Raw genomic sequence first — 19626 nt, forward strand, 5'->3', positions numbered from 1 at the left:
CTACTGCTTAGCGGTACGACCCGAAGTCGAAGTCGTCCAGCGGAACCGCCTGGCCGCTGGCCGGCCCGAAGCCGTAGTCGGTCTCCGGGTAGCCGGTCATCGAGTAGACCTTGGCCTTCGCCTCCTCGGTCGGCTCGACCCGGACGTTGCGGTACTTGCTGATGCCCGTACCGGCCGGGATGAGCTTACCGATGATCACGTTCTCCTTGAGGCCGATCAGCGAGTCGCTGCGGGCGTGGATCGCCGCGTCCGTCAGCACCCGGGTGGTCTCCTGGAAGGAGGCCGCCGACAGCCAGGAGTCAGTGGCCAGCGAGGCCTTGGTGATACCCATCAGCACCGGGCGACCGGCGGCGGGCTCGCCACCCTCGCCGACGAGCCGGCGGTTCTCCGACTCGAACAGCGCCCGGTCGACCAGCACACCCGGCAGGAACTCGGTCGAGCCGGAGTCGATCACCGTCACCCGCTTGAGCATCTGGCGGATGATGATCTCGATGTGCTTGTCGTGGATGAGCACACCCTGCGAGCGGTAGACCTCCTGGACCTCCTGGGTCAGGTGGACCTGGACCGCGCGCGGGCCGAGGATGCGCAGCAGCTCGTGCGGGTCGATGGTGCCCTCGGTGAGCTTCTCGCCGACCTCGACGTGGTCGCCGTCGTGCGCCCGGAGCCGGACCCGCTTCGAGATCTTGTCGTAGACGATCTCGTCGCTGCCGTCGTCCGGGATGACCACGATCTTGCGGGACCGCTCGCCGTCCTCGATCCGGATGCGACCCGGGGTGTCGGCGATGGGCGCCTTACCCTTCGGCACCCGGGCCTCGAAGATCTCCTGGACACGGGGCAGACCCTGGGTGATGTCCTCACCCGCGACACCACCGGTGTGGAAGGTACGCATCGTCAGCTGCGTACCCGGCTCACCGATCGACTGGGCGGCGATGATGCCGACCGCCTCGCCGACGTCCACGGTCTTGCCGGTCGGCAGCGAGCGGCCGTAGCACGCACCGCAGACGCCCAGCTTCGACTCGCAGGTGAGCACGCTGCGCACCCGCACCGTCTCGGTCCCGGCGGCGACGATCGCGTCGACCAGGATGGAGTTGACGTCCTGGCCGCGGTGGGCCACCACGGTGCCGTCCGGCCCCTTGATGTCGTCGGCCAGCGTCCGGGCGTGCACGCTGGTCTCGGCGTGCTCGTGCACGACCAGCTTGCCGTCGATCCGCTCGCCGATCTGCATCGGGATGGCACGGTCGGTGCCGCAGTCCTCCTCGCGGATGATGACGTCCTGCGAGACGTCCACCAGACGCCGGGTCAGGTAACCCGAGTCGGCGGTACGCAGGGCGGTGTCCGCGAGACCCTTGCGGGCACCGTGCGTGGAGATGAAGTACTCCAGCACGGACAGACCCTCCCGGTACGAGGCCTTGATCGGCCGCGGGATGATCTCGCCCTTCGGGTTGGCCACCAGACCACGGATCGCCGCGATCTGCCGGAGCTGGAGCAGGTTACCGCGGGCACCCGAGTTGATCATCTTCCACAGCGGGTTCTCCTGCGGCAGCGCGGTGTCCATCTCCTTGGCGACCTCGTTGGTCGCCTTGGTCCAGATCTCGATGAGCTCGCCGCGACGCTCCTCGGCGGTCATCAGACCACGCTGGTACTGCTTGTCGATCCGGTCGGCTTCCTTCTCGTACCGCTCCAGGATCTCCCGCTTGCGCGGCGGAGCGATGACGTCCTCCATGCCGATGGTGACGCCGGACCAGGTGGCCCAGTGGAAGCCGGCCTCCTTGAGCCCGTCCAGGGTGGCCGCCAGGGCCACCTTCGGGAACCGCTCGGCGAGGTCGTTGACGATCGCGGAGAGCTGGCCCTTGCGGATCTCGTAGTTCACGAAGCGGTAGCCCGGGGGCAGCGTCTCGTTGAACAGGACCCGGCCCAGCGTGGTCTCCACCGTCACCGGCTCGCCCTCGGTCCAGCCCTCGGCGGGGGTCCAGGGCTCGGCGCCGGCGCCGTTGTCCACACCGACCACGTCACGCAGCCGGATCCGGACCGGAGCCTGCAGGTGCAGCTCGCCGTTGTCGTACGCCATCCGCGCCTCGGCGTCCGAGCTGAACACCCGGCCCTCGCCCTTGCCGCCCGGAGTGAGGTGGGTCAGGTGGTAGAGACCGATGACCATGTCCTGGGTGGGCATGGTGACCGGCTTGCCGTCGGCCGGCTTGAGGATGTTGTTCGACGACAGCATCAGGATCCGCGCCTCGGCCTGGGCCTCGGCGGACAGCGGCACGTGGACCGCCATCTGGTCACCGTCGAAGTCGGCGTTGAACGCGGTGCAGACCAGCGGGTGGATCTGGATGGCCTTGCCCTCGACCAGCTGCGGCTCGAAGGCCTGGATGCCCAGACGGTGCAGGGTCGGCGCGCGGTTCAGCAGAACCGGGTGCTCGCCGATTACCTCTTCCAGCACGTCCCACACGACCGGCCGCTGCCGCTCGACCATCCGCTTGGCGGACTTGATGTTCTGCGCGTGGTTGAGGTCGACCAGCCGCTTCATCACGAACGGCTTGAACAGCTCCAGCGCCATCTGCTTGGGCAGGCCGCACTGGTGCAGCTTGAGCTTCGGGCCGACCACGATGACCGAACGGCCGGAGTAGTCGACGCGCTTGCCCAGCAGATTCTGGCGGAACCGGCCCTGCTTGCCCTTGAGCATGTCGGACAGCGACTTCAGCGGCCGGTTACCCGGGCCGGTGACCGGACGACCGCGACGGCCGTTGTCGAACAGCGCGTCGACGGCCTCCTGGAGCATCCGCTTCTCGTTGTTGACGATGATCTCGGGCGCGCCGAGGTCGATCAGCCGCTTGAGGCGGTTGTTCCGGTTGATCACACGCCGGTACAGGTCGTTCAGGTCGGAGGTCGCGAAGCGGCCACCGTCGAGCTGCACCATCGGGCGCAGGTCCGGCGGGATGACCGGGACGCAGTCCAGCACCATGCCGAGCGGCGAGTTGCGGGTGTTCTGGAACGCCGCGACGACCTTCAGCCGCTTGAGCGCCCGGATCTTCCGCTGGCCCTTGCCGGAGCGGATGGTCTCGCGGAGGTTCTCGGCCTCGGCCTCCAGGTCCATGTTCTGGACCAGGGCCTTGATCGCCTCGGCGCCCATGCTGCCGGTGAAGTACTCACCGAAGCGGTCGCGCAGCTCGCGGTAGAGCAGCTCGTCGGTGACCAGCTGCTTCGGCTCCAGCTTGCGGAAGGTGTCGAGGACCTCGTCGAGGCGGTCGATCTCGCGCTGGGCCCGGTCGCGGATCTGGCGCATCTCGCGCTCTCCGCCCTCCTTGACCTTGCGCCGGACGTCCGCCTTCGCGCCCTCGGCCTCCAGCTCGGCCAGGTCGGCCTCCAGCTTGGCGGCCCGCTTCTCGATCTCCGAGTCGCGGCTGTTCTCGGCCTGCCGCTTCTCGGCCAGGATCTCGTTCTCGATGGTCGAGAGGTCGCGGTGACGCGCTTCGGCGTCCACGCTCGTCACGACGTACGAGGCGAAGTAGATGATCTTCTCGAGGTCCTTCGGGGCGAGGTCCAGCAGGTAGCCCAGCCGGCTCGGCACGCCCTTGAAGTACCAGATGTGGGTCACCGGAGCGGCCAGCTCGATGTGACCCATCCGCTCCCGGCGAACCTTGGAGCGGGTCACCTCGACGCCGCAGCGCTCGCAGATGATGCCCTTGAAGCGGACCCGCTTGTACTTACCGCAGTAGCACTCCCAGTCCCGCTGCGGACCGAAGATCTTCTCGCAGAAGAGCCCGTCCTTCTCCGGCTTGAGGGTGCGGTAGTTGATGGTCTCGGGCTTCTTGACCTCGCCGTGGGACCACTGACGGATGTCGTCAGCGGTGGCGAGGCCGATGCGCAGCTCGTCGAAGAAGTTGACGTCGAGCACTATGTCCCCTATGTCGTCGTCTGTACTGCTAGCTAACGAGTGGGATCCGGGGCAGGGTGACCCTGCCCCGGATCACCACCTCAGACCTCTTCGACCGAGCTCGGCTCGCGCCGGGACAGGTCGATGCCCAGCTCCTCCGCCGCCCGGAACACCTCGTCGTCGGTCTCGCGCATCTCCAGGGCCACACCGTCGCTGGAGAGCACCTCGACGTTGAGGCACAGCGACTGCAGCTCCTTGAGCAGCACCTTGAACGACTCCGGGATGCCCGGCTCGGGGATGTTCTCGCCCTTGACGATCGCCTCGTAGACCTTGACCCGGCCCAGGACGTCGTCGGACTTGATGGTCAGCAGCTCCTGCAGGGCGTAGGCGGCGCCGTACGCCTGCATGGCCCAGCACTCCATCTCACCGAAGCGCTGGCCACCGAACTGCGCCTTACCACCCAGCGGCTGCTGCGTGATCATCGAGTACGGGCCGGTCGACCGGGCGTGGATCTTGTCGTCGACCAGGTGGTTGAGCTTCAGGATGTAGACGTAGCCGACCGCGATCGGGTCCGGCAGCGGCTCGCCGGAGCGACCGTCGAACAGCTGCGCCTTACCCGTGCGACCGATCAGCTGCTTGCCGTCCCGGTTGGGCAGGGTCGACGCGAGCAGACCGGAGATCTCCTCCTCGCGGGCACCGTCGAAGACCGGAGTGGCCACGTTGGTGTCCGGCTCGGACTCGTGCGCCTCGATCGAACGGAGCTGACGCTTCCACTCCTCGTCGTCGCCGTCCACGCTCCAGCCGGTCTTGGCCACCCACCCGAGGTGGGTCTCCAGGACCTGGCCGATGTTCATCCGGGACGGCACACCGAGCGGGTTCAGCACGATGTCGACCGGGGTGCCGTCCTCCAGGAACGGCATGTCCTCGATCGGCAGGATCTTGGAGATGACGCCCTTGTTGCCGTGGCGGCCCGCGAGCTTGTCACCGTCCTGGATCTTGCGCTTCTGGGCCACGTAGACCCGCACCAGCTCGTTGACGCCCGGGGGCAGCTCGTCGCCGTCCTCGCGGGAGAAGGTACGCACACCGATGACCGTGCCGGTCTCGCCGTGCGGCACCTTCAGCGAGGTGTCACGAACCTCGCGCGCCTTCTCACCGAAGATCGCGCGGAGCAGCCGCTCCTCGGGGGTCAGCTCGGTCTCGCCCTTCGGCGTGACCTTGCCGACCAGGATGTCGCCGGGGACGACCTCGGCGCCGATCCGGATGATGCCGCGCTCGTCGAGGTCGGCGAGCATCTCCTCGCTGACGTTCGGGATGTCGCGGGTGATCTCCTCCGGGCCCAGCTTGGTGTCCCGGGCGTCGACCTCGTGCTCCTCGATGTGGATCGAGGTGAGCACGTCCTGCTGCACGAGGCGCTGCGACAGGATGATCGCGTCCTCGTAGTTGTGGCCCTCCCAGCACATGAACGCCACGAGCAGGTTGCGCCCGAGCGCCATCTCGCCCTCGTCGGTGCACGGACCGTCGGCGATGACCTGGCCGGCCTCGACACGGTCGCCCTCGAAGACGACCGGCTTCTGGTTGACGCAGGAGCCGGCGTTGGAGCGGCGGAACTTGTGCAGCAGGTACGTACGGCGGTGGCCGTCGTCCTGGTGAACGGTGATGTAGTCCGCGCACAGGTCCTCGACCACACCGCCGACCTCGGCGACGACCACGTCACCGGCGTCCACCGCGGCGCGGTACTCCATGCCCGTACCGACCAGCGGGGCCTCGGCCTTGACCAGCGGCACCGCCTGACGCTGCATGTTCGCGCCCATGAGCGCGCGGTTCGCGTCGTCGTGCTCGAGGAACGGGATCATCGCGGTGGCGACCGAGGTCATCTGCCGCGGCGACACGTCCATGTAGTCCACGGCGCCCGGCGGGACGTCCTCGGTCTCGCCGCCCTTACGGCGGACCAGGACGCGGTCCTCGGCGAAGGTGCCGTCCGACTTCAGCGGGGCGTTGGCCTGCGCCTTGACGAACCGGTCCTCCTCGTCCGCGGTCAGGTAGTCGATCTGGTCGGTGACCCGGCCGTCGATGACCTTCCGGTACGGCGTCTCGATGAAGCCGAACGGGTTGACCCGGGCGAACGTGGACAGCGCGCCGATCAGGCCGATGTTCGGGCCTTCCGGCGTCTCGATCGGGCACATCCGGCCGTAGTGGGACGGGTGCACGTCCCGGACCTCGAAGCCGGCCCGCTCACGGGACAGACCACCCGGGCCGAGCGCGCTCAGCCGGCGCCGGTGGGTCAGACCCGCCAGCGGGTTGGTCTGGTCCATGAACTGGGACAGCTGCGACGTACCGAAGAACTCCTTGATCGCCGCCACCACCGGGCGGATGTTGATCAGGGTCTGCGGCGTGATCGCCTCGACGTCCTGGGTGGTCATCCGCTCGCGGACGACCCGCTCCATCCGGGAGAGACCCACCCGGACCTGGTTCTGGATCAGCTCGCCCACGGTACGCAGGCGACGGTTGCCGAAGTGGTCGATGTCGTCGGCCTCGTAGCCCTCCTCACCGGCGTGCAGCCGGCAGAGGTACTCCACGGTGGCGACGATGTCGTCCTCGGTGAGCGTGCCGGTGGTGATCGGCACGTCCAGCTCGAGCTTCTTGTTGAACTTGTAGCGCCCGACCTTGGCGACGTCGTACCGCTTCGGGTTGAAGAAGAGGTTGTCGAGCAGGGTCTGGGCGTTCTCACGGGTCGGCGGCTCGCCAGGGCGGAGCTTCCGGTAGATGTCGAGCAGGGCCTCGTCCTGGCCGGCGATGTGGTCCTTCTCGAGCGTGGTCATCATGAGCTCGGACCAGCCGAACTTCTCACGGATGCGCTCGGCGGACCACCCGATGGCCTTGAGCAGGACGGTGACGGCCTGGCGGCGCTTGCGGTCGATGCGAACGCCGACCGTGTCGCGCTTGTCGATGTCGAACTCCAGCCAGGCACCCCGGCTCGGGATGACCTTGACGCTGGAGAGGTCGCGGTCGGAGGTCTTGTCCGGCTGCTTGTCGAAGTACACGCCCGGCGAGCGGACGAGCTGGCTGACCACGACGCGCTCGGTGCCGTTGATGATGAAGGTGCCCTTCGGCGTCATCATCGGGAAGTCACCCATGAACACCGTCTGGCTCTTGATCTCGCCAGTGGTGTTGTTGGTGAACTCCGCGGTCACGAACAGCGGCGCGCAGTAGGTCAGGTCCTTCTCCTTGCACTCCTCGATCGAGGCCTTGACCTCGTCGAAGCGCGGAGCCGAGAAGGAGAGCGACATGGTGCCGGAGAAGTCCTCAATGGGACTGATCTCGTCGAGGATCTCCGCGAGACCCGAGCGTGCGTGCGGGTCGTCCGCCGACCGGCCCTGCCAAGCCTCGTTGCCGACGAGCCAGTCGAAGGACTCGTTCTGGATGGCGAGGAGGTTGGGGACCTCGAGGTGTTCGGTGATCCGACCGAAAGAAACTCGGCGGGGCGCGAATGCGCTCGACGTACGACTGGTCTTCGCAGGGCGGGAAGCTGCCAAGATGCGTCCTTCCGAGGACCGGTGCTGCAGAACGGCTGGTACGCGTGCACTCCAATGACCCCACCAGAAATATCCACAATCGGACATTTCCGAGCAGGGGTCAAGTCGGAAGGCAGCGCAAACTAGCAGTGTAGCCGAGAGGCTAACCGCTGTCCAGCCCACCCCGCAGGTCGTCGCGGAACAAGCCCTGGGACCTCGGAAAACCGGGTCGACCGGGCCGCTCGGAACGCGACGCTCCTGCCGGTCCGCTCGGGAGCCGCGGCGTGGTGCTGCCGTTGCCCTTACCCGAGAGGCGGCCGTTGCAAGCGCGGAAGGTCTTGCTGATGTTCAGCGTGCCTGGCAGGCCGGTGCCGCGTCAAGGCCCGGTTACCGCTCGGGGTGTCTTTCCCACCGACGGGCTACCGACAGACGTCGCTGACCGGCCGATGAGAGGCCGCTGTACGCCCTGCTCACGCCGTCCCGCCGGCGGGGACACCAACACGGCGGGCGGTGACCCGGTCTCCCGGATCACCGCCCGCCGCGACGCGGTGTGCCCCGGCTCACGTGAGCCGGACGCGCGTCAGGTGGAGCAAGGTCACTTCATGGTGACCTTGGCGCCCTCACCCTCGAGCTTGGCCTTGGCCTTCTCGGCGGTCTCCTTGTTGGCCTTCTCCAGGACGGCCTTCGGCGCGGCCTCGACCAGGTCCTTGGCCTCCTTGAGGCCCAGGCCGGTCAGCTCGCGCACGACCTTGATGACCTGGATCTTCTTGCCACCGTCAGCCTCGAGGATGACGTCGAACTCGTCCTTCTCCTCCTCGGCCGGGGCGGCGGCACCGCCGGCGGCCGGGGCACCCGCGGCCACGGCGACCGGAGCGGCGGCGGTGACCTCGAAGGTCTCCTCGAACTGCTTCACGAACTCGGAGAGCTCGATCAGCGTCATCTCCTTGAACGCGTCGAGCAGCTCGTCGGTGCTGAGCTTCGCCATGTCTGGCGTCCTTTCTCGCAATGAAAACTAAGAACGTGGTGCGCCGGGAGGGCCTCAGGCCGCCTCGGCGCCCTCCTGCTCGCGCTTCTTGTCCGCCAGGGCGGCCGCCGCGCGGGCGGCCTTGGAGAGCGGAGCCTGGAACAGGGCCGCGGCCTTGCTCAGGTTGCCCTTCATGGCGCCGGCCAGCTTGGCCAGCAGCACCTCACGGGACTCCAGGTCGGCGAGCTTCGTGACCTCGGCCGCGGAAATGGCCTTGCCCTCGAAGACACCGCCCTTGATGACGAGCTTCGGGTTGGCCTTCGCGAAGTCGCGAAGCCCCTTCGCCGCCTCGACGACGTCGCCCGAAACGAAAGTCAGCGCGGTAGGACCGGAGAACAGCTCGTCGAGGCCGGAGATGCCCGCATCGGACGCGGCACGCTTGGCAAGCGTGTTCTTCGCGACCGTGTAGCTGGTCTCCTTGCCGAGCGAGCGCCGCAGCTGGGTGAGCTGGGAGACCGTGAGCCCGCGGTACTCGGTCAGCACGGTCGCTCCCGCGTTGCGGAAGCTCTCGGTCAGCTCGGCGACGGCCGTGGCCTTGTCGGCCCGGATCGGCTTGTCCGCCATGTCCCTCCTCTCTCGTTACTCGGAGCTGGTACGCCGGCGGCGAGCCAGGGCTCGACGACGGCGGCGGAGGCGTCACGACAACGAAAAAGCCCCGGCGCAGGGCGCACGGGGCGAGGGCCGGGGACACGAGCACAGTCGGCGGACCGTGCGTGACACCGAGTTTCGCTTACCGCCCTGCGCGGGTCGCCCGTCGTCGCGGGACCTTCGACCGTGCCGGAGCACGGTGACCAGCGGTCTTTGGGTGGAACTACCGCACCAGGTTACGCGACGCGCGCCGCAGCACCAAATCGCCCGACGTGCTCCCGGTCACCCCGGCTCACGCCCGGGTGCGACGCGCCCAGGCGTAGCCGCTCAGCGCCACCGCCGTCCAGGCCACCGCCCAGCCGGTGAGGAGCACACCGGCGCCGGCCGCGACCGGCCCGGTAACCGCCCGCGCGGTCGCCATCACCGGCGGGACCAGCCACGGCGCGATCGAGCCGGAGAGCCCGAGCACCACGACCCCGACCGCGCCGGTGACCAGCACGGCCACCCCGTAGCCGGCGCTGCGGGTCACGGCCCGGCTCGCCAGCGCGCCGAGCGCCACCGCCGCCGGCAGAGCGAGCAGGTGTGCCCAGAGCCCGAGCGCCACCCCGACGAGGACCGGCCGCTCCCCCGGCCCGGCGGCGGCGCTCACCCCACCGAGCGGCCACGGCAGCACCAGCGCGACGAGCACCACGGCGAGCCCCGCCACCATTGCCGCGAGCAGCCCGGCCGCCCGTTCCCGGGCCGGCCCGACCACCACCCGGGCCATCCGGCGCTGCACGTCGGGTTCCACGTCCAGCAGGATCTTCGTCTGCCAGGCCAGCACCGGGAACAGCACCACGGCGGAGACGCCGTAGGCCTCCGCCGGCCGGGCCCGGCCACCGCCGTAGAGCACGCCGAGGACGAGCAGGCCGGCCAGGACCGGTGCCAGCGCCCGGCCGGTACGCACGAAGCCGGTCAGCCGCAGCCGGACCAACGCGATCACCGGGCCACCTCCGGCGCCGGCCCGGGTCGGCCGGACTCCCCGGCCCGGTCCGGGGAACCAGCGGCGGACGCGCCGCCCGGCCCGCCGGTGCTCGACGGGCCGGCGGAGGCCGGCACCGGGTGCGTGGCCGGAGGCGGGACGGCGTGTTCGCGTACCCGAAGGATCTGGTGGCCGTCGGTGCGGAGGCGGGCGACGGTGGCGGCCAGCGCGGCGGCCGGCACCGCCAGCTCGACCACGGCGACGGCCGCGCCGCCCGACGACGCCTCCTCGGTCACCGTGCCGTCGGTGACCGACAGGTGCCGGGCGCCCGGGAGCCGGACCGTCTCACCCCGGTGGTCGCTGACCAGCACGGCGCCGCCGTCGGCGAGCACCTCGCCGATGATCTCGGGGACCGACTCGCGGGCGGTGGCGTCCAGGCCCTCCCAGGGCTCGTCGAGCACCAGCAGGCCGGGCGGGCGCAGCAGCGCCTGCGCCAGGCCGACCTTCTGCGCGGTGCCCTTCGACAGCCGAGGCAGGCGCACGTCGTGGAAGCGGGTCAGGCCCAGTCGCTCCACCCAGTGGCGCACCGCCCGGTCGGCGGCGGGGCCGGACAGGCCGGCGACGCGGCCCATCCCGGACAGGTAGGCCCCGACGGTGAACGGCTGGTCGGCGGGGAAGCGCTCCGGCACCCAGCCGACGACCGGCGGGCGGTCGGCGACCCGGCCCCGGCTCGGGCGCAGCACCCCGGCTGCGAGCTGGAGCAACGTGGACTTGCCGGAACCGTTGCGGCCGAGCACCACAGCCGCCTCACCCGGGCCGATCGCGACGTCGACCTGCCGCAGCACCCACGGGCCGTGCCTGTGGTAGCGGAGCCAGACGCCGTCGAGCCGCATGAGCCCGAGAGTGCCACACCGGACGCACGAACGGGGCCCCGCCACAGCGTGGTGGCGGGGCCCCGATCGGGAGTACGCGTGCTCAGCCCTCGGCCGAGGCCTCCTGGAAGTTCTTCACGACCTTCGGGTCGACCGGGACGCCCGGGCCCATGGTGGTGGTGAGGGTGACCTTCTTGAGGTAGGTGCCCTTGGCCGCGGACGGCTTGGCCCGCAGCACCTCGTCCAGCACCGCGGCGTAGTTGTCCACCAGCTGGGTCTCCGAGAAGGAGGCCTTGCCGATGATCAGGTGCAGGTTGGAGTGCTTGTCCACCCGGAAGGTGATCTTGCCGCCCTTGATGTCCGCGACGGCCTTGGTGACGTCCATCGTCACGGTGCCCGTCTTCGGGTTCGGCATCAGACCGCGCGGGCCCAGGATCCGCGCGATCCGGCCGATCTTGGCCATCTGGTCGGGCGTGGCGATCGCCGCGTCGAAGTCCAGCCAACCGCCCTGGATACGGGCGACGAGCTCGTCGGTGCCCACCTCGTCCGCACCCGCGGCGACGGCCTCCTCGGCCTTCGCGCCGGCGGCGAAGACGATCACGCGGGCGGTCTTACCGGTGCCGTGCGGCAGGTTGACCGTGCCGCGGACCATCTGGTCCGCCTTGCGGGGGTCGACGCCGAGGCGCATGGCGACCTCGACCGTGGCGTCGAACTTGACGTTGGTGGTCTCCTTGGCCAGCTTGACGGCCTCGACCGGGGTGTAGAGCTTCGACCGGTCGATGACGTCCGCGGCCTTGCGGTAGCTCTTGCTGCGCTGCATTTCTGGTGACTCCTGTGGTCTCTGGCGGGCACGCGTCACTCGCGGCCCTCCCACGAACAGATCGGGTGGAGCGGGTGCCGAGATCAGTCGGCGACGGTCAGGCCCATCGACCGGGCGGTGCCGGCGATGATCTTCTCGGCCTGGTCGATGTCGTTGGCGTTGAGGTCAGCCATCTTCTTCTCGGCGATCTCACGCAGCTGGGCGCGGGTGACCGAGCCGACCTTCTCCTTGTGCGGGACGCCCGAGCCCTTCTGCACACCGGCGGCCTTGATCAGCAGCCGGGCGGCGGGCGGGGTCTTCAGCACGAAGGTGAACGTGCGGTCCTCGTAGACGCTGATCTCGGCGGGGACGATGTCGCCCCGCTGGGACTCGGTCTGCGCGTTGTAGGACTTGCAGAACTCCATGATGTTCACGCCGTGCTGGCCGAGCGCGGGGCCGACCGGCGGCGCCGGGGTGGCCTGGCCCGCCGGCAGCTGAAGCGTGAACGTCTTGACGAGCTTCTTCTTCGGAGGCATGTCTCTTCCTGGGGCTTGGAACTGGGATTCTCGCCGGTCCGCGGGCGCGCACGGTCAGCACGGTGCGGACAGCCGACGTTCTAGGGTAGCGCAGCCGTCGGCCACCCCCCGCGCCGAGGTCGGCGGATGGCGGAACGGCGCACCGGCGGCCACCCCGGAAAGGGTGGGCCGCCGGTGCCGACGTACGTCAGATCTTGGCGACCTGGTTGAAGTTCAGCTCGACCGGCGTCTCCCGGCCGAAGATCGACACCAGCACCTTGAGCTTCTGCTGGTCGGCGTTGATCTCGCTGATCGTCGCCGGCAGCGACGCGAACGCGCCGTCGGTGACGGTGACCGAGTCGCCGACCTCGAAGTCGAGGACCTTGACCTCGGGCTTGGCCTTCTTCTGCTCGGTCTCGACCGCCGGGGCCAGCCACTTGAGCACCTCGTCGAGGCTCAGCGGCGCCGGCCGGTCGGCCCGGTCTGTCGCGCCCACGAAGCCGGTGACACCCGGGGTGTTCCGGACGCAGGAGTAGGACTCGGCGGTCAGCTCCATCCGGACCAGGATGTAGCCCGGGAAGACCTTCGCCTGGATCTGCGACCGCTTGCCGTTCTTGACCTCGACCTCTTCCCGGGTCGGCACCTCGACCTGGTAGATGAAGTCCTCCATGTCGAGGGAGGTGATCCGGGTCTCGAGGTTGGTCTTGACCTTGTTCTCGTAGCCGGCGTACGAGTGCACCACGTACCAGTCGCCGGGCGCGTAGCGCAGCTTCTGGCGCAGCTCGGCGACCGGGTCGAAGTCCTCGTCCGGGGCCGGCTCGGTGGTCGGGAACTCCGGCTCGCTGGCGGCCTCGACCGACTCGTTGTTGGCCGCCGTCGCCACCGTGGACTGATCGTCCGGGGTTCCGGCGGTCTCGTCGTACTCAGGCACGCTCGCTCACTTCCGTCAGTATCGCTGTCCGCAGGTCAGCTGGACTCGCCGAAGACCCACAGCACCGCCTTGGCGAAGCCGTAGTCCAGGCCGGCCACGATCGCCAGCATCACCGCGACGAAGGTGACCACCACGGCCGTGTAGGTCAGCAGCTCCTTGCGGGTCGGCCAGATGACCTTACGCAGCTCTGCCACGACCTCGCGGAAGAACCGCGCGATGCGGGCGAACAGCCCGATCCGCTCGGTGTCCTTACGGGTCTTCCGGCCCTCGGCCGGCTCGGCCTGCGCCCGCTTACGGGTCGCGGTGCCACCCCGGGCGACCGGCTCGTCCGCGTCGGTGGCGTCGTCGTCGGCCACGTCGTCGTCGGCCACGCCGTCGACGGTCGCGTCGTCGTTCAGACGCTCGTCGCCGTCGTCCTCGCCGCGGCGCTTGCTCTTGGCCACTTCGCCCTCCGTGCGGGATATGGGGTCGCACGCCGGGCGGCGTGCGCGGCGTGTTGGTCACGCCGGCCGGACCAACCGTCCCGCGACGGGCCGCGGCCGGCGGACCGGCCGGGAGGGCCCGAACGCCTCGGAACCACCCCACCGGTGCCACCACCACGGGCCGGACGCCACCGGTGAGGGTGGCGCGACCCACGGAACGGTCAGGCCTGAGGCGCAGGGGTGACAGGACTTGAACCTGCAGCCTGCGGTTTTGGAGACCGCTGCTCTGCCAATTGAGCTACACCCCTGTGCGGCAACTCACCTCCACCCGGACACGCTGTGCCGAGCGGGGGTCACTTGCCCCACGGCGGACCAGTGTACGGGTAGTCGTGCGACTTTCCCAACCGGTCCGCCCCTCGCGCGTCGGGCGGACCCTCAGCGCGTCGTACGGATCAGTGCCCGAGCCTGTGACAGCACCTTCTCACCCTGGCAGGTGGCGGTGATGTCGAGCCTGGTCAGGCCCGCATCGGTGACCTCCTTGACCACCGCCGACACCTCGATCTCGGTGCCCTCGTCGGTGTCCGGGACGACCACTGGGCGGGTGAACCGGACGCCGAAGTCGACCACCGCGTCCGGCGCGCCGGCCCAGCCGGCCACCGCGCGGCCGACCAGGGCCATGGTGAACATGCCGTGGGCGATGACGCCCGGCAGCCCGACGGCGGTGGCGGTGCGGTCGTTCCAGTGGATCCGGTTGAAGTCGCCCGAGGCGCCCGCGTAGCGGACCAGGTCCGCGCGGGTCACCCGGTACGTCTGGGTGGGCAGCTCCATGTCCTCAGGCCTCCCCGCGTACGACGATCTTGGACCAGACGGCGACCACCGGTTCACCGTCCACGGTGCTCACATCCGTGCGGGTGGTCAGGAAACCGTGCCCGCCCCGGGTGGTGACCTCCTCGATGGTGTTCACACACACCAGCTCGTCCCCGGCCACCACCGGCCGGGTGTACGCGAACCGCTGGTCGCCGTGCACCACGCGGCTGTAGTCGACGCCGAGCGCCGGGTCCTCGACGATCTGCCGGTTCGCCGCCATCGTGACGACCACCGGGAACGTCGGCGGCGCCACCACGTCGGGGTGGCCGAGCGCCCGGGCCGCCTCCGGGTCGTGGTGGGCCGGATCGGTCGCGCCGACGGCGGTGGCGAACTCGCGGATCTTTTCTCGGCCCACGTGGTAGGGGGCGGTCGGCGGGTACGTCCGGCCGACGAAGGACGGGTCCAGGGACATGCCGCCGAACCTACACGCAGAACACGAACGCCGATCCGCCCGGTCGGGCGGCCCGGAGGCCACCCGTCAGGTGGATCGGCGTTCGAGAAGCTGCTGCGAGCCGGCTGCGCCGGCCGCGATCAGCGGGTCTCGCGGTGGACGGTGTGCTTGCCGTCCCGGGGGCAGAACTTCTTCAGCTCGATGCGGTCCGGGTCGTTACGACGGTTCTTGCGCGTGATGTAGTTGCGCTCCTTGCACTCCACACACGCCAAAGTGATCTTCGGCCGGACATCGGTCGCCTTCGCCACGGCGGAGTGCCTTCCTCGCTCACGGATAACTACGGCGTGTCAGCGTACGCGCTGACGACGCGGACATGCAAAGTGGGCGCCTGTGGCGCCCATCCCACCGGCCACCGGGCTGGGCCCGGAGGACGAGAGTAGCGGTGGCCGGACTTGAACCGGCGACACAGCGATTATGAGCCGCTTGCTCTGCCATCTGAGCTACACCGCCGTGGCGGGTCCAGCCGGACCCTCTGAGCCCCCTTACGGAATCGAACCGTAGACCTTCTCCTTACCATGGAGACGCTCTGCCGACTGAGCTAAGGGGGCCTGCCCGATCACCCCGGGGGTGTCGCGCAGGGGAAACAGTACACGACCGCGTCGCGGAGGTGAAATCGGATCCCCCAGGTGCGTGTCCGCCCTGGTCAGGGCACCACTCGCAGGCGCGGCAGCTCCCCCGCGACGACCGTCTCCGGGTCGACCTGGGCACCGAACCAGGCCTCCAGCCTTTCGTACGGCAGAGGGCGGCTGAACAGGAAGCCCTGGCCGATCTCACAGCCGATGTCCTGGAGCAGCTCCAGCGTCAGCTCGCTCTCCACACCCTCCGCCACCACGGCCAGGCCGAACTGCTGGGAGAGCGTCACCACCGCGTTGACGATCGCCAGGTCGCCCGGATCGGTCGCCATGCCCTGCACGAACGACCGGTCCACCTTCACCTCGTGCACCGGCAGCCGGCGCAGTTGCGCCAGGGACGAGTTACCGGTGCCGAAGTCGTCCACCGAGAGGCGGACACCGAGGTCACGGAGGCTGCGCAGGGTGGGGATGGGACGTTCGGTGCCGTCCAGGACGCCCGCCTCGGTGACCTCCAGGGTCAACCGCTGCGGCGGTACGCCGTACTCGGCCAGCAGATCGCGTACCAGTGCCGGGAAGTGCTGGTCGGTGAGCGTACGCGCGGCGAGGTTGACCGCGACGGACAGCGGCTGTTCGCCGTGGCTCCAGTCGCGGCTGCGCCGCAGGCTCTCCCGGAGCACGAACTCGGTAAGCCGGCCGAGCTGGCCGGTGTGCTCGGCCACCGCGACGAAGTCGTCCGGCGCGACGGTGCCGTGCGCCGGGTGCTCCCATCGGGCCAGGCCCTCCACGCCCACCAGGCGCCGGTCCCGCAGCGTCACCTTGGGCTGGAAGTAGACCTCCAGCTCGCCGTCGTCCAGCGCCCGTTGCAGGTCGCCGGCGAGACCGAGCCGGCGCAGCGACCGCGACTCCAGCGCGGGGCTGTAGAGCTGCACGCTGCCCGGCACCGACTTGGCCGCGGTGGCGGCCAGGTCGACGCGTTGCAGCAGCGCCACCGCGTCGCTGCCGTGATCCGGGTGGACGGCCACGCCGACCACCGTGTCCACGTCCACGGTGAGCGCGTCGAAGACCATCTCGTCGCGGATCTGCTCCCGGAGCTGGGCCGCCAGTTCCAGGGCCGCCTCGGTGCTCTCCAACCGGAGCGTCACCAGGAACTCGTCACCACCGGCCCGGCCGACGAGCGCCGAGGAGGGCGCGCAGGCGCGCAGCCGCTCGGCCACCTCGACGAGCACCTTGTCCCCGGCGGCGTGGCCCAGCGACTCGTTGACCTGGCGGAGCCGGTCGACGTCGAAGAGCAGCAACGCGACCACCTCACCCGGCGCGCCGATCTTCACCGCCTCGGCCACCGCGGCGGTCAGCCGCCGCCGGTTGGGCAGCTTCGTCAGCGCGTCGTGGTCGGCGTCGTGCCGCAGCCGGTCCACCAGGCGCGAGTTCTCCAGAGCGACCGCGGCGTGCGCCGCCACCGTCTCCAGGAGCGCGATGTCGGCGGAGGTGAAGTGGTTGCCGTCGCCCAGGCGGTTCGCCACCTCAAGGGTGCCGATCACCACCGGACCTGATCGCAGCGGCACGACCACCGCGTCCTTGACCCGGCGCTCCGCCAGCTCGGCCCGGAACTCGCCGTCGGTCGTGACGCCGTGGCCGACCGCCACCGTCCGCCGGCTGTCCCGCACCTTCTCCCGCAGCCGGTTCGGCGTCGGCGCCACGTCCAGCAGACCGGAGTCGTCGACCCGGGCGGTGAGGAGCGTCTCCGGGTGCCGGCCCTGCGCCGGCAGCCACAGCGTGGCGTACTCGGCCTGCATCAACGCTCGCGCCCGGCCCAGCAGGGCGTCGGCGAGCGTCCCGCTCTGGCCGCTCTCCACTACCGCGCGGGTCAGCTCGTACAGGTCGGTGAGCGTGCGGTGCTGGCGGAAGAACAGCGCGTACGAGCGGTAGACGAACGCCAGCCCCGTGCCGAGCACGGCGAGCAGGAGCAGGGACCACCAGGTGCTGCGGACCAGGATCAGCACGATGAGGCCGACGGACACGTTGATCGCCGCGGTGAGCAACGCGGTCCCCGCGCTGCGGATCACGCCCCGCCCGGTCTGCCATCCGTGCAGCAGGACGTGCACCGCCATCACGCTCGCGATGCTGACCAGCATGACCGCGCTGACGGCCGCAAAGATGCTGAGCCAGGTGCGCGGGCCCACCGTGGTCATCGGCGGCATCGCCTGGAGGAGCAGCACCGCGAGGGAGGTGCCGGCTGCGGCCCGGGCGACGTTGAACCAGACCTTCGGCGCCGAGAACCGGTGCCGGATGTGCGTCACGAGCGTGGCGAGCGTGTAGATGAGCACCACGGTCAGCGGGGGCAGGAAGAACAGCGCCAGCACGAGGGGCAGCTCGGTGAGCGTGACGCCGACGGACTGCCGACGGACGACCAGACTCAGCAGCGGCAGGCCGGCCAGGATCATCAGGACGAGCAGAAGTGCCGCCTGCGGCCACTTGCCGATCGGGTCGTCGGCGACCAGACCGGTCACCACCGTGCAGGCGACCGCGATCAACGCCAACGGAGCCGTGATGATCCAGGCGTCCTCCGACGAACGCCGCCGGGACGGGTCGCGACCGGTCATCCCGCTCCTCCGGGTTGGACGCGTCGCCTCGTCACCGAAGCGACCTCTCGGTCAGCCGGCACGAGGCGCGCCGACCGACCGAGCCGAATGCGTGCGGGCCGGGAAACCCGGTTACCCCGTCACTGCCACACGAAGTCCGCAGTGCGCACCCCTGTATCGATACCGAAGTCGACACCGCCGGCGGCGCCCACGAGCGCGGCGAGCACGAGAAGCGAGCCAAGCAGCCGGCCCAACCTTCGACCAGACATGATTGCTCCCGTCGAGAGAATTTCAGAGATGCTGGAGGTTCCACGATCGTGCCACACGGCGCGCACGCACAAAAGGCGTGCGCGCGGCACCCGGGGGCGCTGAACAGAGGAATCATCCGTTCGTCATCCCGCCCCCGGCCCTCCGGCCCAGTACGAGGTCACGATCAGCCCTGAGGCCGCCACGGAAGGCGCGCACAGCGACTTCAGTCGTATACCTCACGTATCGCCTGATTCCCCCATCAGGACTCGACGCCGCTCTCTCGCGGCCGTCGCGGACGAACTCGCCCGCCTCGGCCGCCCACTCCCGGGACAGCCTCTACCATCATCGATGCCTGAGACAAGGTTTCACGTCACGCGAACCGAGTCAATCATCAGTCAGGGATCCCCGGTGCCCGGCGGATCCGTCTCCGCGCGAGTAACCGCTCGACACCGAGGTCGGCGATCTGGGTCTACAGGGCGTCCGGGATCTTGCGTGGAGCAAGCCGCGTGAGCTGGTGTCTCTCAATGACAGTCCGCCCGCTGACGCTCGATCGCCCACCGTCTGCCCACGCCCACGGCAGACGCCCCCGCCTCGGTGCCCGAGGTTTCACGACGGTTCCTGCCCGCTCGGCAGGAGCCGGACCCGCCGGTGGACAAGGTTGATGTCGACGACCTTCACCGACAGTTCGTCACCGACTTCAGGGATGCCGTCGAGGGCGGACTCGTGAACCAGCCCTTGGATGCCATCCCCCACTGCGACGAAGACACCGAACGGCACGATACGGGTCACCTCACCGCGCAGGACGGCTCCGAGATGCACCCGCGCGAACTCAGCCATCGGGTCGGGCTGCAACGCCTTGAGCGACAACGACACCCGCTCGCGGTCGAGGTCGACGTCCAGCACCATCACGTTGAGCCGGTCCCCCAGGCCCACGACATCGGTCAGGTGATCGAAGTGCTTCCAGGTCAGCTCCGGGCAGTTCACGATGCCGATGACACCGCCGATGTCCACGAAGACCCCGAAGTTCTTGATCTCGACCACCACACCTGTGGCCACCTGTCCACGCTCAAGCGTTTCCATGCTCAGTCGCACGCTGTCGTCGTCCCTCCGCCTCATAAACTCCAACCCCCGTCACCCGAGCGCATCACCGATCTTGTCGTTCATCGTGTCGTCTCCTCCGTCGATGCAGTTGGCGTAGACGCGAAGCAGGACGGCGACACCGTGGCCCAGGCGCCGGGTGACCTCGGTCGGTGGGACGCCGGCGACACGATCACCGCCAGGCGGTACGGAATCCGAGCCGGTCATGCCTCATCGACGGTCAGGGCTTCCGACTGCCGCAGTCCAACCCCGGAACCGGCTTGCCCCCGGCGCTACACGCACGGCTCCTGGCCCCTGGTCCTTCAGGCCACG

General features: G+C 69.5%; 16 protein-coding genes and 3 tRNA genes. All 19 read right to left on the minus strand.

Annotated features, from left to right (window positions below; translation table 11 throughout):
* Window positions 1–7 precede the first annotated feature (7 nt).
* Complete coding sequence (locus ACQP26_RS26970) at window positions 8–3895, minus strand: DNA-directed RNA polymerase subunit beta' (protein ID WP_269704000.1); 3888 nt, start codon at window positions 3893–3895, stop codon at window positions 8–10.
* A gap of 80 nt (window positions 3896–3975) precedes the next feature.
* Complete coding sequence (locus ACQP26_RS26975) at window positions 3976–7407, minus strand: DNA-directed RNA polymerase subunit beta (RefSeq protein WP_073828954.1); 3432 nt, start codon at window positions 7405–7407, stop codon at window positions 3976–3978.
* Between the two features lie 574 nt (window positions 7408–7981).
* A complete protein-coding gene (gene rplL / locus ACQP26_RS26980; protein WP_269703998.1) occupies window positions 7982–8371 on the minus strand; it encodes a 50S ribosomal protein L7/L12 in 390 nt (129 codons plus the stop codon).
* 54 nt (window positions 8372–8425) lie between these two features.
* Window positions 8426–8974 carry a 50S ribosomal protein L10 gene (gene rplJ / locus ACQP26_RS26985; RefSeq protein ID WP_269703996.1) on the minus strand — a complete coding sequence of 183 codons (549 nt, stop codon included), beginning with the start codon at window positions 8972–8974 and terminating at the stop codon, window positions 8426–8428.
* Between the two features lie 316 nt (window positions 8975–9290).
* On the minus strand, window positions 9291–9980 hold the full coding sequence (locus tag ACQP26_RS26990; protein ID WP_433494309.1) for a hypothetical protein: 690 nt from the start codon (window positions 9978–9980) through the stop codon (window positions 9291–9293).
* Window positions 9977–10852, minus strand: coding sequence for an ABC transporter ATP-binding protein (locus tag ACQP26_RS26995; protein WP_433494310.1), 876 nt, complete (start codon window positions 10850–10852; stop codon window positions 9977–9979). The genes ACQP26_RS26990 and ACQP26_RS26995 overlap by 4 nt, the downstream gene beginning before the upstream one ends.
* An 82-nt stretch (window positions 10853–10934) precedes the next feature.
* Entirely contained in the window at window positions 10935–11651 is a 717-nt protein-coding gene (gene rplA, locus ACQP26_RS27000) for a 50S ribosomal protein L1 (RefSeq protein WP_269703993.1), read from the minus strand.
* An 83-nt stretch (window positions 11652–11734) separates the two neighbouring features.
* Window positions 11735–12166, minus strand: a complete 432-nt coding sequence (rplK, locus tag ACQP26_RS27005; RefSeq protein ID WP_013288647.1) for a 50S ribosomal protein L11 — start codon at window positions 12164–12166, stop codon at window positions 11735–11737.
* Between the two features lie 187 nt (window positions 12167–12353).
* Window positions 12354–13076, minus strand: coding sequence for a transcription termination/antitermination protein NusG (gene nusG / locus ACQP26_RS27010; protein WP_194801430.1), 723 nt, complete (start codon window positions 13074–13076; stop codon window positions 12354–12356).
* A gap of 35 nt (window positions 13077–13111) precedes the next feature.
* A complete protein-coding gene (gene secE, locus ACQP26_RS27015) occupies window positions 13112–13519 on the minus strand; it encodes a preprotein translocase subunit SecE (protein ID WP_269703992.1) in 408 nt (135 codons plus the stop codon).
* 214 nt (window positions 13520–13733) lie between these two features.
* Window positions 13734–13806: transfer RNA gene (locus ACQP26_RS27020), tRNA-Trp, on the minus strand.
* Between the two features lie 127 nt (window positions 13807–13933).
* Window positions 13934–14326: a MaoC family dehydratase gene (locus ACQP26_RS27025; protein ID WP_269703991.1), complete on the minus strand. Its 393-nt coding sequence runs from the start codon at window positions 14324–14326 to the stop codon at window positions 13934–13936.
* Between the two features lie 4 nt (window positions 14327–14330).
* Window positions 14331–14777 carry a MaoC family dehydratase N-terminal domain-containing protein gene (locus ACQP26_RS27030; RefSeq protein WP_281579730.1) on the minus strand — a complete coding sequence of 149 codons (447 nt, stop codon included), beginning with the start codon at window positions 14775–14777 and terminating at the stop codon, window positions 14331–14333.
* Between the two features lie 119 nt (window positions 14778–14896).
* On the minus strand, window positions 14897–15064 hold the full coding sequence (rpmG, locus tag ACQP26_RS27035) for a 50S ribosomal protein L33 (RefSeq protein WP_013288652.1): 168 nt from the start codon (window positions 15062–15064) through the stop codon (window positions 14897–14899).
* Window positions 15065–15193: 129 nt separating this feature from the next.
* Window positions 15194–15266, minus strand: a tRNA-Met gene (locus ACQP26_RS27040).
* A 25-nt stretch (window positions 15267–15291) separates the two neighbouring features.
* Window positions 15292–15364 (minus strand) — tRNA-Thr (locus ACQP26_RS27045).
* A 95-nt stretch (window positions 15365–15459) separates the two neighbouring features.
* Complete coding sequence (locus ACQP26_RS27050; protein WP_269703989.1) at window positions 15460–17988, minus strand: putative bifunctional diguanylate cyclase/phosphodiesterase; 2529 nt, start codon at window positions 17986–17988, stop codon at window positions 15460–15462.
* An 834-nt stretch (window positions 17989–18822) separates the two neighbouring features.
* A complete protein-coding gene (locus tag ACQP26_RS27055) occupies window positions 18823–19296 on the minus strand; it encodes a S1 RNA-binding domain-containing protein (RefSeq protein WP_433494311.1) in 474 nt (157 codons plus the stop codon).
* 51 nt (window positions 19297–19347) lie between these two features.
* Window positions 19348–19521, minus strand: coding sequence for a hypothetical protein (locus ACQP26_RS27060; RefSeq protein ID WP_433494312.1), 174 nt, complete (start codon window positions 19519–19521; stop codon window positions 19348–19350).
* Between the last annotated feature and the right edge of the window lie 105 nt (window positions 19522–19626).

The organism is Micromonospora sp. CA-248089 (genome assembly GCF_050948515.1).
GTDB lineage: Bacteria > Actinomycetota > Actinomycetes > Mycobacteriales > Micromonosporaceae > Micromonospora.

Excerpts from the sequence above, each read along its gene's own strand:
- rplL (WP_269703998.1), bottom strand. The coding sequence starts at position 8,371 with ATGGCGAAGCTCAGCACCGACGAGCTGCTCGACGCGTTCAAGGAGATG.
- rplJ (WP_269703996.1), bottom strand. The coding sequence starts at position 8,974 with ATGGCGGACAAGCCGATCCGGGCCGACAAGGCCACGGCCGTCGCCGAG.
- ACQP26_RS26995 (WP_433494310.1), bottom strand. The coding sequence starts at position 10,852 with ATGCGGCTCGACGGCGTCTGGCTCCGCTACCACAGGCACGGCCCGTGG.
- rplA (WP_269703993.1), bottom strand. The coding sequence starts at position 11,651 with ATGCAGCGCAGCAAGAGCTACCGCAAGGCCGCGGACGTCATCGACCGG.
- rplK (WP_013288647.1), bottom strand. The coding sequence starts at position 12,166 with ATGCCTCCGAAGAAGAAGCTCGTCAAGACGTTCACGCTTCAGCTGCCG.
- ACQP26_RS27025 (WP_269703991.1), bottom strand. The coding sequence starts at position 14,326 with ATGGAGCTGCCCACCCAGACGTACCGGGTGACCCGCGCGGACCTGGTC.
- ACQP26_RS27030 (WP_281579730.1), bottom strand. The coding sequence starts at position 14,777 with ATGTCCCTGGACCCGTCCTTCGTCGGCCGGACGTACCCGCCGACCGCC.
- ACQP26_RS27050 (WP_269703989.1), bottom strand. The coding sequence starts at position 17,988 with ATGACCGGTCGCGACCCGTCCCGGCGGCGTTCGTCGGAGGACGCCTGG.
- ACQP26_RS27055 (WP_433494311.1), bottom strand. The coding sequence starts at position 19,296 with ATGGAAACGCTTGAGCGTGGACAGGTGGCCACAGGTGTGGTGGTCGAG.
- ACQP26_RS27060 (WP_433494312.1), bottom strand. The coding sequence starts at position 19,521 with ATGACCGGCTCGGATTCCGTACCGCCTGGCGGTGATCGTGTCGCCGGC.